The organism is Rhodoblastus sp., from assembly GCF_041915505.1.
Lineage (GTDB): Bacteria > Pseudomonadota > Alphaproteobacteria > Rhizobiales > Beijerinckiaceae > Rhodoblastus.
Genome location: NZ_JAYSBG010000129.1, coordinates 1 through 9,328 on the forward strand (window position 1 = coordinate 1; position 9,328 = coordinate 9,328).

Genomic DNA, 9,328 nt, shown 5'->3' on the forward strand with positions numbered 1-9,328 from the left:
GGGTCGACGCGCCGAGATCCTTCAGGCGCGCGATCGCCTCGCCGAGCACGCCGAGACCCTTGTAATGCTCCATGCGGCCGAAGCAGAGCACGACGCAATCGCCGTTCTCATCCGGGGCGGCGGGCGGCGCGTCGCGCAGGATGACGCCGTGGGTGGTGAGCAGGATGGTCTGGTCCGGATGATCGTGCAGGCTGAGATAATCCTGCCGGCAGCTTTCGCCGTGGACCAGAACGACCTGCGCCCAGCGGCGGATAAAATTGCGAAAGGGCGCGATGCGCTCGGCGATGGCGAGATCGCGGCCCGAATGGGGCTTGGGATCGTGCACGGTCAGGACGATCTGGCAGAACGGCCTGAAACAGGCGACGACGCAGGCGCAGATCAGGGCGCGGATGAAGCCCGAGGGCTCCTGGATATGGATGACGTCGGGCCGGAAACGCGCCAGGCAAAACAGGATCGACGCGATTTCGAGAAGGGAGCGCAGCGGGGTGTCGCGGATCTCCAGCGTTTCCGCGACCGGCATGGGCCGGTTCGCGAATTCGCTCGACAGGCGCTTCCGGTCGAGCAGCAGCAGCGCGCTCGCGCGGCGGGCGACGGCATTGGCGAGATTGACGGAATATTCCTGAAAATGAGGCGCAATGATCGCGATTCTTTTCAAGACAAATTCTCCTCAAACTCACCCGTCCCGCCGAAAATCTCCGTCCCCCTTCGCCTGTCCCGATCGTGCGAGAACCCTTCGGGAAACGGCCGGCCGCGTCTCACTGCGCCGGAAGCCGCGCCTCCAGCGCGTCCCGCAGGAAGGTGATCAGCTTCCCGCGCTCCGACGATTCCTCGTTCGGCGGCAAGCGCAAGGCGTGGGCCTGGCGCAAGGCGGTGCGCAGGCTGTCCTCGTCATTGGCGATATAGACGCCGGGCTTGCCGTAGAGCAGGGAGGCCGTCGCCAATTGGTGGTCGTTGCGGTGTTCGCCGAGCGCGGCGACACGCGGAAAGACCACGATCGGCTTGCGAAAACGCTTGGCGGTCAGCACCGAGCCGATGCCCGCATGGGAGACGATGATCGTCGCAACGGCGGCGCGGCGATCGAAATCGACCGCATTGAGCGACTGGCTCCATTCCATGTTCTGCGGCTCATATTTGCCGAAACCGGTCTGCGCGAAGACGGGCGTTCCGAGGTCCGGAGCGAGTTTATCGACCATTTCGACCAGCCGGTCGAAAGGCAATTGTGTGCCGACAGTCAGAAAAATCACAGGACAGATCCACGATATTCGGGGCCGTCCGGAATCGACAGGTGGGGCCATTGCGTCAGCCATACGCTGGCGAAATAGCCCGCTAGCCGTCCGGACAGCGAGAGGCGCTCGGCATTGGCGACGCTGTCGACCCAGATGGTCTTCGCGCCGAACCAATAGGACAGGAAAAGGACGATGAGGCCCGGCGCGGCGCCGGTCGAAACGACGACCTCCGGCCGCAGCTTGCGGATGAGCTTGAAGGCGAAGACGAAGGCGCGGAGCAGGTTCAGCGGTTCACGCGCATTGCAATCGGGTATGACGACGCCGTCGACCTGGTTCTTCTTGAGGAAGCTTTCCTTCGTCGTGATGAAGAACACGTCCTTGCCGGAAAAAGCGGGATAAAGCTCCATCATCTGGAGCCAATGTCCGCCTCCGGAAGCGACAGCCACGATACGCCCACGATTCCCCATTTCGGACCCCCGATTCCGTGCGATCTGGCCGACGGAAGCATGATCAAAGCATAAATTTTTAAATTTATACTAACGGTCTTTATTTTGCCATGAAAAATGGCTGACCGGCAAGCTTAAATAGTCGTCAGGGTAATTATTCGCTAGGCAAGAATGTTCTGTCCCGAACCGTCTCAGGCAAGCATCGAAAAAACAGGCAGGACAACAGCCTGCCTTGCAGAAAATTTTCAATAAATCCGTGAAAAATGAACGTGGCTATGTCGATCAAACGAGCAATATGCCGTCGTTTCGCAATACAACCAGTAGATTGCGCTCATCAACTGAGCGCGAAGACGTTGCTGCGTTGCACAAATTTGCAGACTTTGGCGGCCTTGTCAATGTGTTAACGCCGTCGCCGGGTCGGGAGGCGCGCCGCCGCAGCCGCGCGCCCGGATATGCAATACAGGCAAGCCGCTTAATGTTCCGTGTAATAACGGCCGGTATGCGAGCCATGATAGGATTCAATTTCACGCAGATATTGCGGCTCGATGCCATTCAGCACCGCGCCGATGATTTTCGGCCCGACATTTTCTGCATGGATCGCCTCGTCCACCATTCTGCGATCTGTTTCGCGCCATTTGACGACGAAAATGTAACCGTCGACCACCGGGGCGAGCTCGCGCGCGTCGACCACCGGAACGACGGGCGCGATGTCGAGCACCACATAATGATAGTTGGCGCGCAATGTGGCGAGCAGTTGCAGCATTCGTGGCGATGACACGGCGTCAATGATGTTCAGATCGAATTTGGCCGCGGCGCAGGGAAGGATATCCAACCCGCTCGCCGTGTCGCGCAGGATCGCTTCGGGCAGGCGGTCGGGGGCTTCGAGCGCCTCCAGCAGGCCGAAATTGACGGAGGCCGCGAGCCGCGAGGTCAGCGAGCAGGTGCGCAGATCACAATCGACCAGGATGGTCGACTTGCCGGTTCGCGCGAGAACCTGAGCGAGATTGAAGGCGACGACCGTCTTGCCTTCCCGCGGCGCCGAAGACGTCACGCCGAAAATCTTGCCGCCCGGGCGGCCCGTTTCGATCTCGTCGATCAGGATCTTCGTATTGCGCAGCGTTTCGGTAAAGCGCGAGAAGGGAGCGTCGGTCGCGAAGCGGTCCACGGGATAGGCGATGAGCCGCTTGGTCTGCGTCGGCGCGGGGCGGTCGCCCTTGGGCGCGCCTTGCGGCGGGATCTTCGGCAGATTGCCCAGGAAGCGGAGGCCGGTGAAATCGCGCAGATCCTTCCCGTTGACGAAGGTCATGTTGATGAGTTCCCGGCCGACCACGATCGCCGCGCCGAGGAGGAAGCCGGCGATGACGCCGGCGGGCAAGATGAGGACGCTTTTCGGATTGCTGGGCTTCAGCGGCGCGACGGCGCGGGTGACGATGCGCGCGTCGGAAACGGGGAAGGTTTCGAGCTGCGAAGCGTCCTGAAGCTTCTGCAAATAGCCGGTCAGCAAGGCGCGCGAGGTTTCCGCCGAGCTTTCGAGGTCGCGGAGCTGAACCTGGGCGATGCTCGTCGGATTGCTGTCAGCGACCACCTTGTCGATGCTCGCTTCGAGCGATTTCTCACGGCTCAGCGCGACCTTGTAGTCGTTTTCATAGGAATCGATCAGCCGCGCCGTTTCCGAACGAATGGCGTTCAGAATCTCGCCCATCTGCCGCTGGTTCGAAATGACGGCGCCGTGCTGCGCGCCGAAACGTGAGGCGATGTCGCCGGTCTTCGCCATCAGGTCGAGATATTGGGCGCGGAGCCGGGCGATCACCGGATTGTTGACGGCGTCGGAAACGGTGCGGGCGCCGGCCGGATCCTGCGAGGCCTGGCGGGCGCTGTCCAGCTTCGCCTGGGCTTCGGCGACGGCGGCCTTGGCAAGCACGAGTTGCGAATTCAGATCGGCGACCTGCTGGTCGCTGACGAGACCGCGGCTGGTGTCGACGATATGGTTTTTCGCCTTGAATTCCTGCACGGCGCGGTCGGCGTCCAGCGCGCGCTTGCGAATTGCGGTGAGCTGGGTTTGAAGCCATTCGCTGGTGCGGCTCGCCGCGAGATATTTCTCTTCGAGCGTGTGCTTCTGATAGTCTTCCGCGATCGTATTCGCGATTTTCGCCGCCTTGGCCGAATCGGTCGACTGAAACGTGATGTCGATCAGATAGGTCAGCGCGTCGCGCTTGACCTTCAGGCGCTTCTGATAGACCGCGAGCGCGCGCTGCACCGGATCGTCGGGCGCGTCGCCCTTGCCGAGCAGGCCTTTGACGGTTTCGACCGCGCCGATCACATAGGACAGGACCATCGGAAAGAAGCGCTGCGGACGGCCGACGAATTCGGGATCGTCCTGCAGGTTGAGATCGCGGATGACTTTTTCGCCGAAACCGTCGGAGCCGAGAACTTCCGCCTCGGAATCCACCAGATTGTTGTCGATGGCGTCGGCGGCGCCGTCCGACGCGCCGCCGCCGACGCCTTTCGACTGCATCGAGCGGCTGGTGGTGGTGTCGATGATGATTTCGGAGCTGGCCTCGTAAAGCGGCGTCTCAACCATGAGATAGCCGACCGCCAGCACGGTGGTGACGGCCATGCATTTCAGGATCGTGCGCCGGCCGCGGATCAGGGTCGACCAGAGGTCCAGCACGTCGCGCGGCCCGGAAAACGCGAAAGGCGCCAGTCCGTGGCTTTTCGTGGGGGCGTTCTGGGTCACGCTGGTCATCCAATCTCACTCCTCGGTGAACAACTTGAGGATCGGAAAAAGTCTCAGGGCGGCGGAAGAGACGACGCCGACGGCGCGGCGAGCACGCTGTTCAGTCCGTCGCCGATCAGGTAATCCGGCGGCAGTTTTTGCCGGGCCGACGCCGGGCGGACGGGCGGCAAGGCGAGGCTGGCGTCGGCGGGGTCGGATGGCGTGTTATCCTCTCGGAAATAGGCCTGGATCAGGTCCTTGTCCCCCGAGCGTCGAATCTTTTCGATGATTTTTCGCTGCATGTCGGGCTTGCTGGGTCCGCACAGGCTCGCGAAACGCCGCAGGCCGCGCGCAAGGGCTTCCTTTTGGCTGTCCGACGCGCGCAGGGCCAGTTGGAAGATCTGGTCGATGAAGCCGGGATCATAGGCGATCTGCGCCGTGACCATGGCGTCCATCGCCGGGCCGCCCGTCGCATAATCGGCGAGAATGGTTTCCGGGCGCTCTTTGTAACGCTTTTCGCTGATGCGTTGGCTCATGGTGGCGCTGAATTCGCATCCCGACGTCGTGGCAAGCGCCGACACGGGCGCCGACAGCAGGAAGGCGGCGAGGCTGATTGAGGCGATTTTTCGCATGTGATCCGCGTCGGCCTTTCGCACTGCAGCGATGATTTGGTCTAATCGCGTGGGAAATATTGTCAAGCCGAAATCCAAGATAACCGCAGCATTTGTCTTCAAGAGGTGTATGACGTCGATATTGCTTCGAGTTTTAATGATCTCAGAACGGTCGGCGACAAAGAGCTTATAACGGCGAGTCCTTGGTCTCTGCGGCGCGGAGCTCCACAACCTCCAAGTGGAATTTTTGGGAGTTTGCCATTTTAGACATTCGTTGCTCAAAATATTGCCATTTTTTAGTTTGGCGAGGCGGCACGCCGCCTCGCCATGGCCAGAGCCGCGCGCGCTCCCGACGCGGGAATGGGGCGGGCGCAGGGCCGCCCGCGAACCCGTCATCGAGACGCCCGCCAAGGATTGGCGCGCGACGGCGCCGTGGCGCCCGTCAATCGCCGCCGAAGATGTCTCTCGTGTAGATTTTACTTTTGACATCATCGAGTTGGTCGGTGTTTCGGTTGCAAAGAATGACGTCGGCCTCGCGTTTGAAAGCGTCGAGGTCGCGCACGACGCGCGAGCGGAAGAATTCCGAATCGGCGAGCGCGGGTTCATGGATGATAACCTCAATTCCTTTCGCTTTGATTCGCTTCATGATTCCCTGAATGCTCGAAGAGCGGAAATTGTCGGATCCAGCCTTCATCACGAGCCGGTAAATGCCGACCACCTTCGGATTGCGCTGGATGATGTCGTCGGCGATGAAATCTTTCCGGGTCGAATTGGACGCCACGATCGCCTGGATCAGGTTCTGCGGGACGTTGCGGTAATTGGCCAGAAGTTGCTTGGTGTCCTTGGGCAGGCAATAGCCGCCATAGCCGAAGGACGGGTTGTTGTAATAATCGCCGATGCGCGGATCGAGGCAGACGCCGTCGATGATCTGGCGGGGGTCGAGCTGATGCGCCATGGCGTAGCTGTCCAGCTCGTTGAAAAAGGACACGCGCATGGCGAGATAGGTGTTGGCGAACAGCTTGATCGCCTCCGCCTCGTCGGAATGGGTCAGAAGGGTGGGCGCGTCCTTCTTGATCGCGCCGTCCTTAAGCATGTTCAGGAAAACTTCCGCGCGTTCCGATTTTTCGCCGACCACGATGCGGGACGGATGGAGATTGTCGTAGAGCGCGCGGCCCTCGCGCAGAAATTCCGGCGAGAAGATGATCTGCCGATTCCCGAGTTTCTGGCTCAGCTGGCGCGTATAACCCACCGGAACGGTGGATTTGATCACGACGACGGCGGACGGATTGATCGCCGTGACATCCGCGATGGCGGCTTCCACGGAAGCGGTGTTGAACACATTGGTGCGCGGATCGTAATCGGTCGGCGTCGCCACGACGACGTAATCAGCCTCGGCATAGGCCTCGCGCGGGTCGAGCGTTGCGGAAAGATCCAGCGGGGCGGCGGCAAGCCAGTCCTGCAATTCGCGATCCACGAACGGCGCCTCCTTGCGCGCCAGCTTCGCCACTTTTTCAGGCGAAATGTCCCTCACCACCACCCGATGCGACCGCGCCAGCAAAGCCGCAATCGACAGACCGACATAACCCATCCCGGCAACCGCAACTCTCATGCATCCGCTCCAAAAGGGCTGTTGAAGGCCTCTCACCCGCGCCGCTCTCCGCGCCCAAACCAGGCGGCTCGCCCGTTCGGTGCGGAAGATTGACGAATTCTGTCACTGCAAGATGACGGCCATGTCGAGTTGGCCGGCCCGATGTGGCGAGCCGTGACCCAACAATCCTGAGTATGCGCGACATAGTTACAAAATATTGAAACAATTTGGTGCAAATTGCGTCATGGCGATTTAGCGCTGTTGACATTGCGATTTGAAAGTGGCCCGTCTATAGACTGCGTTATGCTTGTCGCCGCACCGGGAGTACGATCAAGCAATGGCTCTGCTTCAAACGGAAACAATATCGCCGCTGGCCATCAAGCCGTCGCTGACGGCGGCCGAGAAATGGGCGACGATATCGCTCTATACCTTCCTGATCTCCATGGTCGCGGCGCCTTTTATGTCGGTGGGGGAGCGCGTGTCGAACACGGGCGAAGGCAATGCGCTTCGCCAGATCTTGTTCCTGATTGTCTTCCTGCTGGCCATTGTCGCGACGCGCGCCGTCAAGCCGCATTTCAAGATTTTCGCGGCTCCCCTCTCTATCATGGCGACGCTGGCCTATTGTGTGATCACGCTGAAATGGTCGCTCGCGCCGGGAATCGGCATTCGCCGGCTGTTCCTGACCATTCTGGTGGTGATGATCATTTTCATGAACGTCCAGATCCTGACGTTCAAACAGACCACGACGATCATCCGCCATGTCCTCATCGGCGTCCTGTTCGCCAATTTCGCGGTTGTCGCGCTGGCGCCCGGAATCGGGATTCATCGCGCGGCGGAAGTCGCCGGCTTCGGCATGGATCCGCAATTGATCGGATCCTGGAAGGGCGTGCTCGCGCACAAGAATTTCGCGGGTTCGTTCTGCGCGGTGACCATATTGTTCCTGGTGATCGAGGCGAAGGAATGGGGCGTCATGTTGCGCGCCTTTCTCACCTTTCTCGCCTTGATCTTTCTCTGGAAATCCGCGTCCAAGACATCGGCGGGCCTCGCGGTCATCGCGCTGTTCGTGTCCTATTTCTACGGCAAGTATAATCATTACTATCGGGTAGCCGTGCTTCCGGCCCTTGGGGTGTTCCTTGCGGGCGTGGTCGGCGTGATCTGGATGTATTGGGACGTCATCTCAAAACCGTTCAATCGTCCCGACGCCTTTACCGGCCGCGTGGCCATCTGGCGCGTGCTTTATCGCTATTGGCAGGACCACCCCTGGGGCTCGGGCTATGGCTCATTCTTCAATATCGGCGACGAGAGGCCGATCGCCCATTACACCAAGGGTCCGAAGGACTGGGTCAGCCTCGTTCCCGAGGCGCATAACGGCTATATGGATCTGCTGATCTCGATCGGCACATACGGCATGATCCTCGCGGTCTTCGCGCTCTTGCTCATTCCGATCTCCAAACTGTTGGTCTGGCGCCCGGAGGAGCGGTGGCAGGGCGTGCTGGCGCTGGCGATGCTGATTTTCTGCGCCGGCCACAATCTGACGGAAAGCTCCTTCCTCGATCGCGATTCCATCGTCGAGGTCTTTCTGATGTTCGCGATCGCTTTGGTGGAAAAGACCACGCGCGCGGATCGTCAGAGGGATTTGCCAATCGCGGCGGCGCGCAATGGCTGAATCCGCGCGTCCCGGCGTTTTCCAGCGCTTCTCGGCGCATGTGTTGCCCTATGCTCTCGCGGCCATAGGCCCGATCAGCACGGCCGTCGCCCAGTTCCTGCTGTCGCTGAAAATGCTGCATACGCTGGACGCAACCGCGTTCGGCAGCTTTTCCTTCCTGCTCGTCACGTCGGTGCTGAGCTGCGGCGTCTGGAGCGCGCTGTTTTGCGCGCCGCTTCCCGTGGTCCTGACCCATTACGAGGCCTCCGACAAGCAATCGGCGCTCCGCGCTTTGTTCACCGCCAGCGCGCTCGGCGCCGTGCTGGCGGGTCTGGTGTTTTTCGGGCTCGGCCAGTTCCTGCAACTGGCGCCGCGCGAGGCCGCGATCTTCGGACTCTATGCCGGCCTGACCCTGGTGCGCTGGTATGCGCGGCAATATGCCTATGCGAATCGTCGCCTCGTCCGGGCGGCGGTGTCCGACCTCACCTATAGCGCGGCGATTCTCGGCGGATTGCTGCTCGGGCCGGCCAATGCGCCGTTCGAAATCCTGCTGGTGGCGGGCGTCTGCAGCCTGGCCTTGTTCGGGCGCTTTTTCTTCGCGGCCCAGTTCGAGCTTTTTAGCCTGCGCGACCTGCCGCATTACAGCGTCATCTGGCGGAAATATTCCGGCTGGTCGCTGCTCGGAGTCGTCACCACCGAGGCGACGGCCAATTCGCACGCCTATCTGGTCACGAGCTTTCTGGGCGCTGCGGCCTTCGCGCCCTTGTCGGCGAGCGCGCTGCTGATCCGTCCGATCGGCGTCGTGATGAACGCGCTGAGCGATTTCGAACGGCCGCGTTTCGCCCATCAGATCCACGCGGGCGATCTGGCGTCCGCCCGAAACTCGCTGCTGTTCTTCCGCCTTGTCCTTGTCGCGGCCTGGATCGGGACCGCCTTGGCCGGCTGGGCGCTGATGGCCTTCGCGCCGCGACTGGTGTTCCCGCCGCGCTATTCGACGGAGGAGCTGTCGATCGGCGCGGCGATCTGGCTGGCGATTGCCTTCGTCCGCCTGATGCGGACGCCCGAAAGCGCTTTGTTGCAGGCGGCGGGGGTGTTT

Annotated in this window: 8 protein-coding genes; 2 read left to right on the forward strand and 6 right to left on the reverse strand. The window is 61.1% G+C overall.

The window, feature by feature from the left end:
• The 6 genes from ACE3S9_RS09910 to ACE3S9_RS09935 all read right to left on the reverse strand — a co-directional run.
• Positions 1-655 (reverse strand): glycosyltransferase (locus ACE3S9_RS09910; RefSeq protein ID WP_374546293.1); only part of this gene is annotated, 655 nt, incomplete at its 3' end.
• 100 nt (positions 656-755) lie between these two features.
• A complete protein-coding gene (locus tag ACE3S9_RS09915) occupies positions 756-1,244 on the reverse strand; it encodes a glycosyltransferase (RefSeq protein ID WP_374546294.1) in 489 nt (162 codons plus the stop codon).
• The gene (locus ACE3S9_RS09920; protein ID WP_374546295.1) at positions 1,241-1,672 is read right to left on the reverse strand and encodes a glucuronosyltransferase; all 432 of its coding nucleotides are present in this window, start codon (positions 1,670-1,672) and stop codon (positions 1,241-1,243) included. Before ACE3S9_RS09920 ends, ACE3S9_RS09915 begins: the two co-directional genes overlap by 4 nt.
• Positions 1,673-2,144: 472 nt before the next feature.
• On the reverse strand, positions 2,145-4,418 hold the full coding sequence (locus ACE3S9_RS09925) for a Wzz/FepE/Etk N-terminal domain-containing protein (RefSeq protein ID WP_374546296.1): 2,274 nt from the start codon (positions 4,416-4,418) through the stop codon (positions 2,145-2,147).
• 44 nt (positions 4,419-4,462) lie between these two features.
• Positions 4,463-5,410 carry a hypothetical protein gene (locus ACE3S9_RS09930; protein WP_374546297.1) on the reverse strand — a complete coding sequence of 316 codons (948 nt, stop codon included), beginning with the start codon at positions 5,408-5,410 and terminating at the stop codon, positions 4,463-4,465.
• A 31-nt stretch (positions 5,411-5,441) separates the two neighbouring features.
• A complete protein-coding gene (locus ACE3S9_RS09935) occupies positions 5,442-6,608 on the reverse strand; it encodes a nucleotide sugar dehydrogenase (RefSeq protein WP_374546298.1) in 1,167 nt (388 codons plus the stop codon).
• A gap of 316 nt (positions 6,609-6,924) precedes the next feature.
• Here ACE3S9_RS09935 and ACE3S9_RS09940 point away from each other — a divergent pair, with 316 nt between their 5' ends.
• Together ACE3S9_RS09940 and ACE3S9_RS09945 are read left to right on the forward strand one after the other, a co-directional pair.
• Entirely contained in the window at positions 6,925-8,253 is a 1,329-nt protein-coding gene (locus ACE3S9_RS09940; RefSeq protein WP_374546299.1) for an O-antigen ligase family protein, read from the forward strand.
• On the forward strand, positions 8,246-9,328 hold a 1,083-nt coding region (locus tag ACE3S9_RS09945; RefSeq protein ID WP_374546300.1), incomplete at its 3' end, for a hypothetical protein. The genes ACE3S9_RS09940 and ACE3S9_RS09945, both read left to right, overlap by 8 nt.

Excerpts from the sequence above, each read along its gene's own strand:
- ACE3S9_RS09925 (WP_374546296.1), bottom strand. The coding sequence starts at position 4,418 with ATGACCAGCGTGACCCAGAACGCCCCCACGAAAAGCCACGGACTGGCG.
- ACE3S9_RS09935 (WP_374546298.1), bottom strand. The coding sequence starts at position 6,608 with ATGAGAGTTGCGGTTGCCGGGATGGGTTATGTCGGTCTGTCGATTGCG.
- ACE3S9_RS09940 (WP_374546299.1), top strand. The coding sequence starts at position 6,925 with ATGGCTCTGCTTCAAACGGAAACAATATCGCCGCTGGCCATCAAGCCG.